General features: G+C 64.5%; 19 protein-coding genes. 10 read left to right on the forward strand and 9 right to left on the reverse strand.

What is annotated here, in order from left to right:
* Positions 1-145: 145 nt before the first annotated feature.
* Positions 146-1,108 carry a Tim44-like domain-containing protein gene (locus K359_RS0149040; RefSeq protein ID WP_029085418.1) on the forward strand — a complete coding sequence of 321 codons (963 nt, stop codon included), beginning with the start codon at positions 146-148 and terminating at the stop codon, positions 1,106-1,108.
* Positions 1,109-1,259: 151 nt separating this feature from the next.
* Positions 1,260-1,937, forward strand: coding sequence for a lectin (locus K359_RS0149045; RefSeq protein WP_029085419.1), 678 nt, complete (start codon positions 1,260-1,262; stop codon positions 1,935-1,937).
* A 65-nt stretch (positions 1,938-2,002) separates the two neighbouring features.
* Here K359_RS0149045 and K359_RS0149050 read toward each other — a convergent pair whose 3' ends face one another.
* Positions 2,003-2,398: a DUF3606 domain-containing protein gene (locus K359_RS0149050; RefSeq protein ID WP_029085420.1), complete on the reverse strand. Its 396-nt coding sequence runs from the start codon at positions 2,396-2,398 to the stop codon at positions 2,003-2,005.
* Between the two features lie 154 nt (positions 2,399-2,552).
* Between K359_RS0149050 and K359_RS0149055 the strand changes: the two genes are divergently transcribed.
* Complete coding sequence (locus K359_RS0149055; RefSeq protein ID WP_029085421.1) at positions 2,553-3,260, forward strand: glutathione S-transferase; 708 nt, start codon at positions 2,553-2,555, stop codon at positions 3,258-3,260.
* A gap of 6 nt (positions 3,261-3,266) precedes the next feature.
* On the opposite strand, the gene K359_RS0149060 is transcribed toward K359_RS0149055, so the two are convergent.
* Together K359_RS0149060 and K359_RS0149065 are read right to left on the reverse strand one after the other, a co-directional pair.
* On the reverse strand, positions 3,267-3,626 hold the full coding sequence (locus tag K359_RS0149060) for a GFA family protein (protein WP_029085422.1): 360 nt from the start codon (positions 3,624-3,626) through the stop codon (positions 3,267-3,269).
* A 9-nt stretch (positions 3,627-3,635) separates the two neighbouring features.
* On the reverse strand, positions 3,636-4,310 hold the full coding sequence (locus tag K359_RS0149065) for an isoprenylcysteine carboxylmethyltransferase family protein (RefSeq protein ID WP_029085423.1): 675 nt from the start codon (positions 4,308-4,310) through the stop codon (positions 3,636-3,638).
* Positions 4,311-4,479: 169 nt separating this feature from the next.
* On the opposite strand from K359_RS0149065, the gene K359_RS0149070 reads away from it, so the two are divergent.
* Positions 4,480-4,806, forward strand: coding sequence for a helix-turn-helix transcriptional regulator (locus K359_RS0149070; protein ID WP_029085424.1), 327 nt, complete (start codon positions 4,480-4,482; stop codon positions 4,804-4,806).
* The gene (locus K359_RS0149075; RefSeq protein WP_029085425.1) at positions 4,806-5,246 is read left to right on the forward strand and encodes an SRPBCC domain-containing protein; all 441 of its coding nucleotides are present in this window, start codon (positions 4,806-4,808) and stop codon (positions 5,244-5,246) included. The genes K359_RS0149070 and K359_RS0149075 overlap by 1 nt, the downstream gene beginning before the upstream one ends.
* A 4-nt stretch (positions 5,247-5,250) precedes the next feature.
* Here the strand turns inward: K359_RS0149075 and K359_RS0149080 are convergent, their stop codons facing one another.
* The gene (locus tag K359_RS0149080; protein ID WP_029085426.1) at positions 5,251-5,712 is read right to left on the reverse strand and encodes a hypothetical protein; all 462 of its coding nucleotides are present in this window, start codon (positions 5,710-5,712) and stop codon (positions 5,251-5,253) included.
* Between the two features lie 263 nt (positions 5,713-5,975).
* Positions 5,976-6,290: a Kazal-type serine protease inhibitor family protein gene (locus K359_RS0149085; protein WP_029085427.1), complete on the reverse strand. Its 315-nt coding sequence runs from the start codon at positions 6,288-6,290 to the stop codon at positions 5,976-5,978.
* A 232-nt stretch (positions 6,291-6,522) separates the two neighbouring features.
* Here K359_RS0149085 and K359_RS0149090 point away from each other — a divergent pair, with 232 nt between their 5' ends.
* The 4 genes from K359_RS0149090 (at position 6,523) to K359_RS0149105 (ending at position 10,170) form a co-directional block, all read left to right on the forward strand.
* Entirely contained in the window at positions 6,523-8,178 is a 1,656-nt protein-coding gene (locus tag K359_RS0149090) for a fumarate hydratase (RefSeq protein ID WP_029085428.1), read from the forward strand.
* A 9-nt stretch (positions 8,179-8,187) separates the two neighbouring features.
* On the forward strand, positions 8,188-8,862 hold the full coding sequence (locus K359_RS56815) for a DUF429 domain-containing protein (RefSeq protein WP_029085429.1): 675 nt from the start codon (positions 8,188-8,190) through the stop codon (positions 8,860-8,862).
* 158 nt (positions 8,863-9,020) lie between these two features.
* A complete protein-coding gene (locus K359_RS0149100; protein WP_156929166.1) occupies positions 9,021-9,563 on the forward strand; it encodes a hypothetical protein in 543 nt (180 codons plus the stop codon).
* Between the two features lie 25 nt (positions 9,564-9,588).
* Positions 9,589-10,170: a hypothetical protein gene (locus K359_RS0149105; protein ID WP_029085431.1), complete on the forward strand. Its 582-nt coding sequence runs from the start codon at positions 9,589-9,591 to the stop codon at positions 10,168-10,170.
* A gap of 82 nt (positions 10,171-10,252) precedes the next feature.
* Here K359_RS0149105 and K359_RS0149110 read toward each other — a convergent pair whose 3' ends face one another.
* The 4 genes from K359_RS0149110 to K359_RS0149130 form a co-directional block, all read right to left on the reverse strand.
* Positions 10,253-10,549 (reverse strand): hypothetical protein, encoded by a 297-nt coding sequence (locus K359_RS0149110; protein WP_029085432.1) that lies wholly within the window; start codon positions 10,547-10,549, stop codon positions 10,253-10,255.
* A gap of 179 nt (positions 10,550-10,728) precedes the next feature.
* Positions 10,729-11,283 (reverse strand): inner membrane-spanning protein YciB, encoded by a 555-nt coding sequence (locus tag K359_RS0149115; RefSeq protein ID WP_029085433.1) that lies wholly within the window; start codon positions 11,281-11,283, stop codon positions 10,729-10,731.
* A 57-nt stretch (positions 11,284-11,340) separates the two neighbouring features.
* Positions 11,341-11,916: a hypothetical protein gene (locus K359_RS0149120; RefSeq protein WP_029085434.1), complete on the reverse strand. Its 576-nt coding sequence runs from the start codon at positions 11,914-11,916 to the stop codon at positions 11,341-11,343.
* A gap of 323 nt (positions 11,917-12,239) precedes the next feature.
* Positions 12,240-13,643 carry a carotenoid oxygenase family protein gene (locus tag K359_RS0149130; RefSeq protein ID WP_029085436.1) on the reverse strand — a complete coding sequence of 468 codons (1,404 nt, stop codon included), beginning with the start codon at positions 13,641-13,643 and terminating at the stop codon, positions 12,240-12,242.
* Positions 13,644-13,755: 112 nt separating this feature from the next.
* Between K359_RS0149130 and K359_RS0149135 the strand changes: the two genes are divergently transcribed.
* Positions 13,756-14,478, forward strand: coding sequence for a TetR/AcrR family transcriptional regulator (locus K359_RS0149135; RefSeq protein ID WP_029085437.1), 723 nt, complete (start codon positions 13,756-13,758; stop codon positions 14,476-14,478).
* Positions 14,479-14,483 lie beyond the last annotated feature (5 nt).

Below are 14,483 nucleotides of genomic sequence, written 5' to 3' on the forward strand. Positions count from 1 at the left end.
GCCGTCGCGTCCACAAGGACCATAGTGTCACATCTCCGCGACCGAGGGCCGCAGCCGCGGTTCCCGTTTCCCGCTTCACTTTTATCAGGCCCTGCCCATCTTAGGGGCGTTTCCCCATGCCGGGGAATCCTTTGAGGAAACCAACATGAATTTCTCGCACCGCACGCGTGGAATTGTCCGGGCGATCGCCGTCGCGATGGCGCTGGCGCTGCCCGTGATGATGACCATTTCGGCGGCCGACGCCCGCGTCGGCGGCGGCGGCTCGCGCGGCTCGCGGACATTCTCCGCGCCGCCCAGCACCTCGACGGCGCCCGGCTCGGTTGCGCCGATGAACCGTACCTTCAGCCAGCCTGGCAGCCCGAACATGGGATCGCCGGCGGCGGCGACGTCCGGCGGCCTGTTCGGCCGCGGCGGAATGGGCCGTGGCCTGCTCGGCGGCCTGGCCGCGGGCTTCCTTGGCGCCGGCCTGTTCGGCATGCTGTTCGGCGGCGGCCTGTTCTCGGGTCTCGGCGGCCTGTCGTCGATCCTCGGCCTCCTGCTGCAGGTCGGTCTGATCGTGCTCGTGGTCCGGCTCGCGATGTCGTGGTGGCAGCGCCGCAATACGCCGGCCTCCGCGTACGCGGGCGGCCCCGACGTCGGCCCCGGCCCGCAGGGCAACGCCCGTTCGGGCTTCGGCTTTGGCCTCGGCGGCGGATCGAACACACCGGTCGAGATCACGCCGGCGGACTATGAGACGTTCGAGCGGCTGCTCGGCGATATCCAGGCCGCTTGGTCAAACGAGGACATTGCGAAGCTGCATACGCTCGCGACGCCGGAGATGGTGTCGTACTTCTCGAAGGATCTCGAGGAGAACAAGGCGCGCAACGTCACCAACAAGACTTCCAACGTGAAGCTGTTGCAGGGCGATCTTGCGGAAGCCTGGCGCGAAGGCGACAGCGAATACGCCACCGTCGCGATGCGCTACACGCTGGTCGACACCATGCTCGAGCGCGGCACCGGCCGGATGGTCGGCGGCAATGGGCAGCCGGAGGAGATCACCGAAGTCTGGACCTTCGTGCGCCAGCGCGGCGGCAACTGGGAACTCTCGGCGATCCAGCAGACCAACTGATCGATCGCCCGATATGACAATTGCAAGGCGCCGCGGCTCAGCCCGCGGCGCTTTTATTTTGCGCGCTTCATTGGCGCGTCGCGGCGCCGGAATATCCGCACGGGCTGCGGGTTGATGTCAGCGGACCATAACAACCATCGGGAGGATTAAGATGAAGGTCATTGCGTGCATCGCGGTTCCGGCCTGTCTTGCATTTGTCGTCACGGCTGCGCCGCCGGCACAGGCGCAGACTGCCGACACCAGCTTCTTCGTGACCAGCAACGGCATCGGCAACGGCGCCAATCTCGGCGGCCTCGCCGGTGCCGACAACCATTGCCAGACGCTGGCGCAGGCCGCGGGCTTCGGCGCGCCGAAGACATGGCGCGCCTATCTCTCGACCCAGGCCGCCGACGGCCAGGTCGCGGTGAACGCGCGCGATCGCATCGGCAAGGGACCGTGGAAGAATGTGAAGGGCGTCGTGGTCGCCAAGGACGTCGCCGACCTGCACAGCGCCGGCAACAATCTCACCAAGCAGACCGCCCTGTCCGAGAAGGGCGACGTCATCAACGGTGCCGGCGACACGCCGAACCGCCACGACGTGCTGACAGGATCGCAGGCGGACGGCACTGCGTTTGCGGCCGGTGAGGACCGCACCTGCAAGAACTGGACGAGCAGCACGCAAGGCGCCGCCATGCTCGGACATTTCGACCGCAAGGGCCTGCGCGACGACGAACCGTCAAAATCCTGGAACACGTCGCATCCCTCGCGCGGTCCCGACGGCGGCTGCTCGCAGGCCGACCTGAAGAGCACCGGCGGCGACGGCCTGCTGTACTGCTTCGCGGCGAACTGAGGGAATACAAGGAGACTTGAGCGGCGGTCGCCTCGCGCCGCCGCTCATTGAATCTGGGAGAGCGCCTAAGCCTTCTTGCGCTTGACCGCCTTCTTTGCAGTCTTCTTTTTCTTCACGGTTTTCTTCTTGGCCGCGAAATAGGCTTCGACCTTCTTCGAGGAGTGTCCAACTGCGGCCACCGCGGTCTTGAGCCGGGCAGGCGTCACCTTGAACTTCTTCGACCAGTAACGGACCTCGTAGGGCTGGCTGATCGCGATCCGCGCGCGGTCGGCGGCCTTGTGCCGCTGCTCCTTGAAGTAGGCTTCCACCTTCTTGGCGGAATGGCCGACCTTCTTGACGGCGGCTTTGAGCTTCGCCGGCGTGACCTTGAACTTCTTGGACCAGTACGCAACTTCGTAGGATTCGCTCAACGCGATCAGGGCGCGATCTGCGCCGCCCCGCTTCTTCTTGTTGTCCGCCATCAGATGATCCTTCATCGAAGATTCGACGTCGGAACCTTAGCAGTCTCTGCGTGGTTCGGACAGGCAGCCTGTCCGCGGTGGACGATCCGAGCTCTGCACGGCTACGATCGAGCTGACGAGAAGCGACGCGGTGAAAGTTTTTGGAGGTAAGTGCATGCACTATCAGCTTTACTACTGGCCGATGATCCAGGGCCGCGGCGAATATGTCCGCCTCGCGCTCGAGGATGCAGGCGCCGGTTACACCGATGTCGCGCGCGGCAAGGGCGGCACGGGTGCCATGATGAAGATGATGGACGCGCACAAGGGCACGCCGCCGTTTGCGCCGCCGTTCCTCAAGGCCGGCAGCCTCGTGATCGGGCAGACCGCCAACATCCTGCTCTATCTCGGCGCGCGCCACGGCCTCGCCCCGAAGGCGGAAGGCGGCAAGCTCTGGGTGCACGAGTTGCAGCTCACGATCGCGGACTTCGTGCTGGAGATCCACGACACCCATCATCCGCTCGGCCCGTCGCTGTACTACGAGGACCAGAAGGCGCCGGCCAAGAAGCGCACCGAGGAATTCTGGGCGTCGCGGGTGCCAAAATATCTCGGCTATTTCGAGGACCTCGTGCAGGCGAACGGCGGCGCCTTCGTCACCGGCCGCCGGGTGACCTATGTCGACCTCTCGCTGTTTCAGATCGTGGAAGGCCTGCGCTACGCTTTTCCGAAGCGGATGGCGGCGTTTGAAAAGAAGGTCCCGCGACTGATCGCGCTGCGCGATCGCGTCGCCGAGCGGCCGAACATCAAGGCGTATCTGGCCAGCGAGCGGCGGATTCCGTTCAATGAGGAGGGGATCTTCCGGCGTTACAAGGCGCTGGATTTGTAGGTGCCGTCACCGGTTCCTTCCATCCACCGGCGTCATCGTGATCTTCGACAAATCGATGCCGTCGATGCAGCTGACATTGAGCGCCACGATGTCGGCGCCGTCAGGCTTGTTGCCGCGTGCAAACACGTCGACGCCGCAATCGACGCAGAGCTGGTGGCGGATCGCATGGCGGTTGAACAGATATTCCTTCAAATTCTCGGCGCCGGCGCGAAGCTGGAAGCTCGTTGGCGGCATGAACACGAAGTGCAGGCCCTTCTTGGTACAGATCGAACAGTTGCAGGCCGTCACCATCGCCATGTCGGTGGTGCATTCGAAGCGGACCTGGCCGCAATGGCAGCCGCCGGTATAGGTCTTGCTCTCCGCCATGATCGTTCCTCACCACAGCCCGGGCACGAGGCGATAGCGCACCCGTGCCGCATAATCGGCATAGCCTGACAAACCCGCCACCAGCGTGCGCTCCTCGATCCCGGTGCGGATCGCGAACATCGCGAAGAACACCGGCACGAAGGCAAGACCCCACCAGGAGCCGAGCATCAGCGGCACGCCGATGAAGAACAGCATCACGCTCGTATACATGGGATGGCGGACCAGCGCGTAGGGACCGGTCGAGATCACCTGATGGTGGCGCTCGGTCTGCACCTTCACGACCGGCGCGGCGAACGAATTGGTGCGGAACACCCAGAGGATCAGCACGGTCGAGACCAGATACAGCACAAGGCCGAGCACGATCAGCGGCGCGCCGGCATTGGCGCCGCCAAAGCGCCGGTCGAGGCCCATAGCCACGAACCAAAGCACCGCGACGGCGACGAACACCAGCATGAAGCGCTTGTCCTCGGTGGGCTGGCCCTCACGCGCGGTGAGACGCATGCGCTCGGCCAGCAGCCCGGGATCGACCCTGGCGAGCCACAGCCCGCAGGCGGGCCCGATCAGCGCCGAGGCGATCAGATAGCTCCACGCGCCGGGCCAGTGCAGCGTGCCCGCGAAGCAAAACAGCAGCGCGGCCATGGCGATGACGAAGAATGTGTTCTGCAGGAGGAGCTTTGCGATCATGGGCGGCTCCGCGGCGATTCCGATCGCGATTATCGCACTGTTTTCGCGGCCGACATGCGACCGCAGCGATCAACTTTCAGAGCAGGCGAGGCGTTCCTGCGTCGTGACCGTGTTGCCTCTGCATTGGCTCAAGGTTGACATTTATATAAGCAATTGCTTATATATTTCCATGACCGCCGCCATGCAGCTGACCAATGTGCTCAAGACCCTCGCGGATCCGACGCGGCGGGCGGTGTTCGAGCGGATCGCACGGGAAGGCGAGGTGGCCGCGACCGGACTGGTGCAGGGCTCAAAGGTGTCGCAGCCGGCGGTGTCGCAGCATCTGCGCGCGCTGCGCGATGCCGGCCTCGTCGCCGAGCGGCGCGAGGGCCGGCACATCCATTATCGCGTCGCGCCGAAGGGGCTCGGCCCGCTGATCGACTGGCTCGGGCACTACGAGACGTTCTGGGCGGAGCGCTTCGCAAATCTGGAGAAATTGTTGAAGGAGAGTGAGTGATGGCTGAGACGCACGCGATCACGGTCGAGAAGGTGCTGCCTTACGCTGCCGACAAGATCTGGCGCACCCTGACCACGAGCGACTTGCTGGTGAAATGGCTGATGCCGAACGATTTCGTTGCCGTGGTCGGACACCGGTTCAATTTCCGCACCAGGCCGATCGGCGACTGGGATGGCGTCGTGCATTGCGAGGTGCTGGATTGCGATTCGCCACGCCTGCTGCGCTATTCCTGGAAGGGCGGCGCCGACACCAATCCGGAATACGGCTCGAAGCTCGACTCGGTCGTCACCTGGACGTTGACGCCGGTCGAGGGCGGCACGCAGGTCCGCATGGTGCATGACGGCTTCGTGTTCCCCGGCAACCGCTACGCCTTCGACATGATGAGCCCGGGCTGGGGCAAGATCGTCGATGCGATCGGACGCATCGCCGCCGAAGCCTGACGGCTCACTCGTTGTTGCCGCGGCGGACGGTGATCGAGGCGTCGGTCCGGTTGCGCGTGCATTCCAGATTGAGGCGGCGATAGCGCATCGTGATGGTGTTGCCGCGGAGGATTCCCATGCGCTTCAGGCAGCGCGAGGTGCCGGTCACCGCGTCGTCCTTCGGCACGGTGAAAACTAGCGCCGTGGCCGAGCCGACCAGGTTGAAGAACTCCGGCTTCATCCTGCGATCGGTCTTGGCATAGAGCTCGATCGAATAGTCCTTGCCGCGGCAGCCGAGCGACAATTCCTTGGCCGCCGGATGTGTGAGGTAGGTGATGTTGGCGGCCGTGAAATTGACCTTCAGCCCGTCGATCTGGCCGGCGAGCTGCTTGGCGATGTCTTGGCAGGGATCGGCATGAGCTGGCGCCGCGGCGAAGGCTGTCGCCAGCGCCAACAGCGCGGCCGGCAGAATGGAGCGGATGCTCAAAGGCAAGCGTCGGCGCAACGGTGCTGTCACGAAATACCCCCGCGATGCAAAAATACGTGGAGACATGCAGGCTCCCGCGGAGCGCGTCAATATGTGCGGTGACCGCGGGAGCGGTCACGCAGGACCGTCTGGCGCCGTCCGCCTAGCCAGGCGCCTTGTACTTGCCGTTGTGCTTGGACACTCCGGCGGCCTCGCGCCTGCAATCAATTGCCGTTGGCAGTGCCTTTCCGTTCCCCGAAAAGACCGGCGGCTAGCCACCTGCCTTAGGACGCGCACTTCCCATCCCGCGCCTTGGACGCCCAGGCGGCCCGGCGCTCGCAATCATTGCCGTAGGTCTTGCCGTCGCAGCCGCAGACCGGCCGGAAAATCTTGTTGCAGATCGTCGGGCGGAAGGCGCAGGTGCCGGTCTGATCGAAGCGGCCGCAGGTCCCCGGCTTGAACTGGCAGAACTTGCCGGTGCCGCATTGCAGCCCGGCGATGCCGCCGCACGTCTTGCCGAGGCGGGCTGCATCGGCGCCGGTCGGAACCGCCATCAACAAGGCCAGCGCCGTGAACCAGACGAAAAGCGCTGTCTTCATGATGGCCTCCTTGCGGCCTCGTTGGCCGTCTCGGTATTTGCTCGGCGTTGTCGCAACCTGAGATTACGGCGCGATGAAACATAGCACGCGGATTGCCGTTTCAGCGCATGGCTGGACGGCGGCCGGCTTCCCTTTCCTTTGTCCGAAAAAGGCTTAGAACGGCTCTACATTGCCGGCGGCCCTGCGGCCCGACCGGCTTTTCGAACCGACGCGCAGCCCAAACGAGCAGCTCATGAACGCCCCCACCGCCTTTCCCGACCAGCAGAAGCCCGTTCCGCCCTACAAGCACACCCCGCTGTTCCCGCTCGGTACGGACACCACGCCCTACAAGAAGGTGACGAGCGAAGGCGTTCGGGTCGAGAAGGTCCTGGGCAAGGACATGCTGGTGGTGTCACGCGAGGCGCTGCGGGCGCTTTCCGAGGCCGCGTTCGGCGAGATCAATCACTATCTGCGGCCGGGCCATCTGAAGCAGCTGCGCTCGATCCTCGAGGACAAGGAAGCCAGCGACAACGACAAGTTCGTCGCCTTCGACTTCCTCAAGAACGCCAACATCGCGGCCGGCGGCGTGCTGCCGATGTGCCAGGACACCGGCACCGCGATCATCATGGGCAAGAAGGGTTTTAACGTCATCAGCGACGGCGACGACGAGGCGGCGCTGTCCGAAGGCGCGCGCGACGCTTATCTGCGCCGCAATCTGCGCTATTCGCAGGTGGCGCCGCTGTCGATGTATGAGGAGAAGAACACCGCAAACAACATGCCGGCGCAGTGCGAGATCTACGCCGAGGGCGATGACGCCTACAAGTTCATGTTCATGGCCAAGGGCGGCGGAAGCGCCAACAAGAGCTTCCTGTTCCAGGCGACGCCCTCGGTGCTGACCAAGGACCGGCTGCTGGCCTTCCTGAAGGAGAAGGTGCTGACGCTCGGCACCGCGGCCTGTCCTCCGTACCACCTTGCGATCGTGATCGGCGGCACCTCCGCCGAGCTCTGCATGAAGACGGTGAAGCTCGCCTCGGCGCGCTATCTCGATGCGCTGCCGACCCACGGCTCGGCCGACGGCAATGCGTTCCGCGATCTCGAGATGGAGCAGGAAATCCTCAAGATGACGCAAAGCTTGGGGGTCGGAGCGCAGTTCGGCGGCAAATATTTCTGCCACGACGTCCGCGTGATCCGTATGCCGCGCCACGGCGCCTCGCTGCCGATCGGGCTTGGCGTGTCCTGCTCGGCGGACCGTCAGGTGCTCGGCAAGATCACCAAGGACGGCGTCTATCTCGAGGAGCTCGAGCACAACCCGGCGCAGTATCTGCCCGCGGTCGAGCAGTCGCTCGGCGGCGAGGTCGTCAAGATCGACCTCAACAAGCCGATGAAGGACATTCTCGCGACGCTGTCGCAATATCCGACCAAGACCCGCGTCTCGATGACCGGCACCATGATCGTGGCGCGCGACTCCGCCCACGCCAAGCTGCGCGAGCGGCTGGAGAAGGGCGGGCCGCTGCCGGATTATTTCAAGAACCACCCGGTCTACTACGCGGGCCCGGCCAAGACGCCCGAGGGCTACGCCTCCGGTGCGTTCGGCCCGACCACGGCGGGACGCATGGACTCTTTCGTCGATCAGTTCCAGGCCGCTGGAGGCTCGATGGTGATGGTCGCCAAGGGCAACCGCGCCGTCGCGGTGCGCGAGGCCTGCAAGAAGCACGGCGGCTTCTATCTCGGTTCGATCGGCGGTGCCGCGGCGAACCTCGCCGAGCACTGCATCAAGAAGGTCGAGGTGGTCGAGTATCCCGAGCTCGGCATGGAAGCGATCTGGCGCATCGAAGTGGTCGACTTCCCGGCCTTCATCATCATCGATGACAAGGGCAACGACTTCTTCAAGGAACTGAACCTCGGTTGAGGATCCGGGTTGAGGGCAACAGGCCTCGACGGATTCTCCAGGGGCTGGGTCGCCGTCAGCATCGACGGCGACCGGCGCACGATTTCCTTTCACACTGATATTGCGGACGCGCTGGCGCGTCCGTTCGATCGTGCCGGGATCGACATCCCGATCGGCATGACTGATGACGGCGAGCGCGCGTGTGACCGTCTCGCCCGCGAGCGCCTGCGTCCGCACACCTCGCGCGTCTTCACCGGGGCACGGCGCTGGCTGTGGGAGGAGTTTCGCGATCCCGACGTTGCGAACCAGGAGGCGTTGCGGCGCGGCCAGACCCGCGTCTCGCGGCAGCTCTGGCATCTCGGCAACAAGATCATGGAGGTCGACGCGTTCGTGCGCGCGAACGCCGCGCGCGACATCCGCGAGGTGCATCCCGAACTGGTGTTCCTGCGGCTGAACGGCGGCACGCCGCTGCCCCGCAAGAAGTCGGAGGAGGGCGATGCACTCCGTTGCAGGCTGCTTAAGCGCGTTGGCTTTCGCGACATCGATCGCTGGCTCACTGAGGCGCGGATCGGCACCGGGGCTAAGCGCGACGATGTGCTGGACGCCTGCGCGGTGGCGCTCGCCGCGTGCGAGCCTTGCGGAAGCGTTCCGGAAGGGACGCCGCCATTGGATGCGCACAGAGTGCCGATGCAGATCTGGTTCTAGCGTCAAGCCCGCGCCGTATCGCTGCTGTTAACCACGCTGCGGCGACTGCGACGTTCTGCCACGCGCGGGGTTGTGGGGCGCGAGCAAAGCAACCGATTTCGGCCAAGGACCCTTAACGTTTGTCGTCGACCCTCCGCGCTCATCCAAGGGTAGTGGGCGTGGATGACATGACACATTCGGCGATACAGCGGATTGGACGCGCGGCGCTTGTGCTCGCGGCGCTCGGCCTCGCCGGCTGCAACAAGGAGCGGCCGCCCGGCGTGTACGATGTGAGCGTCAGCGAAGCCTATCGGCGCCTGTTCAACGACAAGCTTGCCGACATGGTCTACGCCAAGCAGTGCGGAATTCTGGTCCATGTGACGCCGTCAGGCATCCCGGGTTACGAGGTCACCTGGCGGGTTCACAGCAGCGGCCGCGAGGTCGTGCGATTCACCGCAGTGCTGACGGCCTTCAGCGAGAACCAGACCAAGGTCGAGATACGTATGCCTTCGGCCGGCAACGGCGAGGCGTATGACGGGTCGCAATCCTACAGGCGGCCGGCCTTCCAGCAGCCGCTTCGTCCGGCCGTGCAGGAGCAGGTCGCCGCGATCCTCGAAGGCCGCAAATTCGACGTCCAACGCGTCGGGCCCGGGAAGGACAAGATTTGCCAGGTGCAGCGCGCCGGGCTCGAGACGGGCCTGGTGTTCCGCGTCGACGATTAATGGAAATCAATAAAGGGAGTTGACGATGAAGTTTGCTTTCGGTGCATTTCTCGTGGCCTGCGTCGTGGGCTATCTGTACTACATCTTTCCAAACCCCGCGGATGGCACGGTCTATCCCGTGCCGATCACCCAGGCGCGGCAGGACCTCGCGAAGGCCGAGCTGCCGCCCTTTGTTTTCGGCAGCCAGTCGCTGGACGTGGTCCGCAACATCGGCGACGCGCAGGTTGTCTGGATCGTCCGCAGGAAGAGCGAGGAGTTGTTCCGCTACACTGCTGAGCTCTCGGCTGAGGAGAAGGGCGCTGCGACCCGCGTCAAGCTGAGGCTGGACGGCGCCAAGGGGCGCACCGAGGACTATGCCAAGAACCTCGCGGATAACCCCAAGATCCGGGACCTGTATCTCGTCGCGATGCAGGAGCGTGTCGCTTCCACGCTCGAGCGCCGGCAGTTCGAGATGTCGCGCATCCATCCCGCAATGGCGGCCGCGGCAGTGGCGAACATGGGCAATATACGGAAATCGGCGGACGAGGCAGCCGCCGCAGCCGCGGAGATCGAGCGCAGCACCATTCAAAGGGCCTATCGTAACGAGCCCGCCAGCGTCCGCCGCTGAGAGCCGAAGCGCGCTGAGATCAGGTTGAATCGTCAGTGCGCTTCGGCTTCTTGTTTGAGCTGGTCGGCGTGTGGACCTGGCGCTACGCCCGGGTGCCAGTGAAGGGGAAGCTGCCCATCGGGCCGATGCCCATCTCGCCGGCGATGCCGTCGCCGGAAACCTTGCCGGTGAATTCGAGCGTCAGCGGCATCGGGTTGGTGATGGAAACCTTCCAGGTGACGTTGTCGCCGTTCACGGAGCCGTCGAAGATCTCGGTGGAATTGCCCTCGGCGCCCTGCGTGCCGGTGAGCGTGCCGCCCGAGCTCGCCAGCGACAGCGTCGCCTTGCGCTCGCCCATCGGCGTCGTCATCGTCAGATTCCAGTTTCCGTCCACCGCCATTGATATGTCTCCCCTCATGGTAAAAGCGTTTTCAAGCGAAGTGGGTACCGGTTCGCGTGAAGAAAACGCGTCAAACAAGAACCTGGAGCATTGGCTCTGACGCAGTCAGAGCCGGTGCTCCAGGGCGTGCGCGGGTATAGCTCATCTTGCCGCGCGCGCCTAGTTCGCGGCTGCGGCGATCAGGCGCGGGCGGCGGCGCGCAGCCGGCTTCCGACCAGGAAGCGGAAGGCGACGTACTGGATCGCGAAGGCAACGATCTTGGCGCCGAGCAGCACCACCGACACGTAGAACGCCCACAGCTTCATGTCGCCGGTCGCTGCGATCGCGATGGTGCCGGCGGCGAGCACGAACATCAGCACGGCCCAGGCATAGCCGGCGAGGGTGGCGTATTCCGGAATGGTCTCGGTCACGATCGGCGGCAGATAGCGCAGCATCCAGCCGCGCTTGAGCATGATCGCGCCGATCGCGATGTGGCCGATCGCGGGCTTCGCCAGCACGAAGCGCGGATCGTTGGTCAGCAGCGTCGCGCTGCCGAGCACGATCACCAGCGCGAGGCTTGCCCAGGTCATGTAGCCGAGCGCCTGTCCCTTCACGCGCGCATAGACCACTTGCGCAATCGCGCCCGCGATCGCAACGCCGGTGGCGATCAGGACGTTGTCGGTGGCGAGATAGACCACCAGGAACACGATGGTGGAGAGAAAGTCGCTCGCAAGCCTGGCAAATACGCTCTTCATCGTCGTGGTTTCCGTTTCCTCGGGCGGGTGATTGTTCTGGTGTTGTTATAGCAGCGTTCAGTGCGACGGCAGCGCGCGAGCCGGCGGTGCGCCGTACTTGGCCGCGCGATATTGCGGATACCAGCGGGTGAAGCACACCGCGGCGTTGCGTGCGGCGAAGGCGATCAGCAGACCCGTCCACAGCGGCAGGGCCGGCACGTAGAGCACCGCGATGTTGCCGATCAGCATCAGCAGCGTCGCGGCAGCCCAGGCACCGGTGATCAGGTAGTTGGCTTGGGTGAAGCCGGGCAGCTTCGCGATCTCGGCCGCGACCTGTTCGAGCGCGTATTGCCGCGTGAAGGGATGGCCGATCAGGATCGAGAACAGCGTCACCAGCAGCATGCCGGCATCGACGGCAATCTTCACGGCGATGCTGCTCGGCGTCGCGTCGATGAAGGTGAGGTAGCAGCCGACCGCGGTGAACACGATCACCGAGCCGACGCCGAGGATCTTGATGCTGCGGCCGCGCGCGATATCGGAGGCGATGACGACAAGGCAGATCAGCGCGGCACAGAGCAGGCTCAAATTGGCCGAGGCCACCAGCATCAGCGTGGCGAAGGCGCCGTAGGGAGCGAGGATCAGGAAGATCGTCATGGTCGGCCTCATCCGGCTAATCTTTACATCGTAAAGATACCCTAGAGGTGGGCGAGGGAGGCGTCAAGCGAAATCTTTACAGTGTCAAAATCGTGAGATCGTAGAGAAAACTTGAGTATTTTCAATTTGATGTGCTGGTGGTGCCGCTTGGCGCACGCTTTCTGCCGTCGTGGCCGGGCATAGCTGTCCGAAGGACGGCGTCGCTTCCGCTCGCCTATGTCCCGGCCATCCACGTCTTTCATTAAGGAGCTGAAAAAGACGTGGATGCCCGGGACAAGCCCGGGCATGACGCGTGGAGGAATGGAGGCTCTCGGACGCGCGGCTTACTCCGCACCCACCCAATTGCCGTGGAATCCGTCCGGCACCCGGTGACCAAGATGGACCAGCGCCGTCGGGCCCGCCTCGACATTTTGCGCGTTGAACACGGCGAGGTCGCTGCGATTTTCGCGGGCACGCCAGACCGCGGCGAGCAGCCAGCCGTCGCCCTCGGCGGCGCCAGAGTGGCGCTCGACAAAGACAGGCTCGGAGATCGTGTCGCCGGCGGGCAGGAGATAGTGGCCGAGCCGCTTGCCATGGCCGTCGACATGTACGACGCCCGACAGCGCACCGAACATCGGCAGGTCGGGATTGGCGCAGGCGTACCAGCCGTGATTGCTGATAAGTCCCGCGCGGCGATCGTCGACGCGGGGGAATTCGCCGGTGAGGTCGTCGAGATAGGTCTGCGTGAAGCGGTCGGTATTGCCCGAGAGATCGAAGGTCCAGCGGCAATAACGCGCGCGGTTCTTTTTCGGGTCGGTCGGCGAGCCGTCGGGATGGTTGAACAGCGGCGCCTCCTCGAACTGCATCACGTCGGCAATGATGCGGTTGCCGTCCTCCCAGGCGTTCATGACGTGGAAGACGTAGCAGCTCTCGGCGCGGAACCAGATGATGTCCTTGGATGCGCCGCTGCGCTTCATCACGCCGACATAGGCGCCTTTCTCCGGCTCCCAGGCGTAGGGCGCCTGTCCGCGCATCGCGCGCTGCATGCTGCCGGTGATGGGGAGGATCGGAAACAGCACATGGTTCTCGGTGACGATGAAGTCGTGCACCATGCTGGCATAGGGCGCCTCGAAGCGCTCGAACCGCGTCACCACGCCGGCTGAACTGACCGAGCCGAACGACAGCGCGGGCGTCAGGGGGCCAGCGGCGTTGTAGCCGAAGAACACCAGCTCACCGGTGACCGGATCGATCTTGGGATGCGCGGTGAAGGGGCCGGAGATCGCGCCCTTGTAGTCGCAATAGCCGGTGCGCTTCAGCGTGTCCGGCTCGATCTCGGTCGGCAGATGGCCTTCCTCGAGCGCGAGCAGGCGGCCGCCATGGAAGATGATGTTGGTGTTGGCGACGCCGCCATCGGTCGGTGCGGACGCCGGCGCATCCGGCAGCTTGCGGCCGAAGCCGCCGTACAGGGCGCGGCCAGCGTCGTGCTCCGCCTGCCATTTCGGGGTGCGGACCCAACGGTTGCGGTAGCTGGCGCGGCCGTTCTCGAGATGGAAGGCGTGCAGCATGCCGTCGCCGACGAACCAGTGCGCGCCCGGCGCGTCGAACTGCGGATTGGGGCCGTTGCGATACAGCGTGCCGTTCAGCTCGCGCGGCAGTTCACCGGTGATCTTCAGGAACGGCGCATCGGCCTCGAATGGGATCGGCGCCAGATTGGTCCGCACGGCATTTGATGTCACTTGATCGAGCATCCGCATCTCCTTCCTTCATGATCTTTACATCGTAAAGATATCAGTACGGGTGATGTGGCCGATCGTCAAGCAAAATCTTTACAGTGTAAAAATTGCGACATATAAGAGCCGCATGACAAGATTATCCAAGGAAAACAAGGCCGCTCGTCCGACACCGACGCGCACCCGCAGGGTTGCGCGTGCAACCGCTGACCGGCCGGCGCGGCGCCGGGCCAATGACGCGCCGTATCATCACGGCGATCTGCACGAGGCGCTGCTCAAGGCGGCCGAGCGCGTGCTCGAGCGTGACGGGCTCCCGGGGCTGACATTGCGCGCGGTGGCGCGCGAGGCCGGCGTGTCGCATGCCGCGCCCACGCATCATTTCGGCGATCTCACCGGTTTGCTCAGTGAACTCGCTGCGATCGGCTTCCGGCAGTTCGGCGAAGCGATGGCGGCGGCGAACGCGTCCGCAGCGACGCCGCCGGAGAAGGGAATGGCGAGCGCCAAGGCTTACGTCGCCTATGCGCAGGCGCATCCAGGAATGTATGGGCTGATGTTCCGCAGCGAACGGCTGGATTACTCGCGACCATCGCTGCATGAATCGTCCGAAGCCTCGTTCGCAGGATTGGCCCGCGGCGTCGGTGCCAGCCGGCATGAGGAGATTTCCAGGGATTCGCTTTCGCTCGAGCAGGCTGCCGCGATCGCTTCCGCTTGGTCGCTGGTGCATGGCTTCACCATGCTGCTGCTCGACGGACGGCTCTCCAAGATTCTGAACCTGTCGCCCGAAGGAACGACCCCGGAGACGTTGCTGATCGCGATGCTGCGGTTGGCCTCAAGCCGTCCGCCGCGGCCGTAACCGAT

This window comes from Bradyrhizobium sp. th-b2 (assembly GCF_000426785.1).
GTDB lineage: Bacteria > Pseudomonadota > Alphaproteobacteria > Rhizobiales > Xanthobacteraceae > Bradyrhizobium > Bradyrhizobium septentrionale.

Bases quoted from the DNA above. Each gene is read 5' to 3' on its own strand.
- K359_RS0149135 (WP_029085437.1), top strand. From the start codon at position 13,756: ATGACAAGATTATCCAAGGAAAACAAGGCCGCTCGTCCGACACCGACG.
- K359_RS0149085 (WP_029085427.1), bottom strand. From the start codon at position 6,290: ATGAAGACAGCGCTTTTCGTCTGGTTCACGGCGCTGGCCTTGTTGATG.
- K359_RS0149115 (WP_029085433.1), bottom strand. From the start codon at position 11,283: ATGAAGAGCGTATTTGCCAGGCTTGCGAGCGACTTTCTCTCCACCATC.
- K359_RS0149130 (WP_029085436.1), bottom strand. From the start codon at position 13,643: ATGCTCGATCAAGTGACATCAAATGCCGTGCGGACCAATCTGGCGCCG.
- K359_RS0149050 (WP_029085420.1), bottom strand. From the start codon at position 2,398: ATGGCGGACAACAAGAAGAAGCGGGGCGGCGCAGATCGCGCCCTGATC.
- K359_RS0149060 (WP_029085422.1), bottom strand. From the start codon at position 3,626: ATGGCGGAGAGCAAGACCTATACCGGCGGCTGCCATTGCGGCCAGGTC.
- K359_RS0149110 (WP_029085432.1), bottom strand. From the start codon at position 10,549: ATGGCGGTGGACGGAAACTGGAATCTGACGATGACGACGCCGATGGGC.
- K359_RS0149040 (WP_029085418.1), top strand. From the start codon at position 146: ATGAATTTCTCGCACCGCACGCGTGGAATTGTCCGGGCGATCGCCGTC.
- K359_RS0149120 (WP_029085434.1), bottom strand. From the start codon at position 11,916: ATGACGATCTTCCTGATCCTCGCTCCCTACGGCGCCTTCGCCACGCTG.
- K359_RS0149090 (WP_029085428.1), top strand. From the start codon at position 6,523: ATGAACGCCCCCACCGCCTTTCCCGACCAGCAGAAGCCCGTTCCGCCC.
- K359_RS0149055 (WP_029085421.1), top strand. From the start codon at position 2,553: ATGCACTATCAGCTTTACTACTGGCCGATGATCCAGGGCCGCGGCGAA.
- K359_RS0149075 (WP_029085425.1), top strand. From the start codon at position 4,806: ATGGCTGAGACGCACGCGATCACGGTCGAGAAGGTGCTGCCTTACGCT.
- K359_RS0149070 (WP_029085424.1), top strand. From the start codon at position 4,480: ATGACCGCCGCCATGCAGCTGACCAATGTGCTCAAGACCCTCGCGGAT.
- K359_RS0149105 (WP_029085431.1), top strand. From the start codon at position 9,589: ATGAAGTTTGCTTTCGGTGCATTTCTCGTGGCCTGCGTCGTGGGCTAT.
- K359_RS0149065 (WP_029085423.1), bottom strand. From the start codon at position 4,310: ATGATCGCAAAGCTCCTCCTGCAGAACACATTCTTCGTCATCGCCATG.
- K359_RS0149045 (WP_029085419.1), top strand. From the start codon at position 1,260: ATGAAGGTCATTGCGTGCATCGCGGTTCCGGCCTGTCTTGCATTTGTC.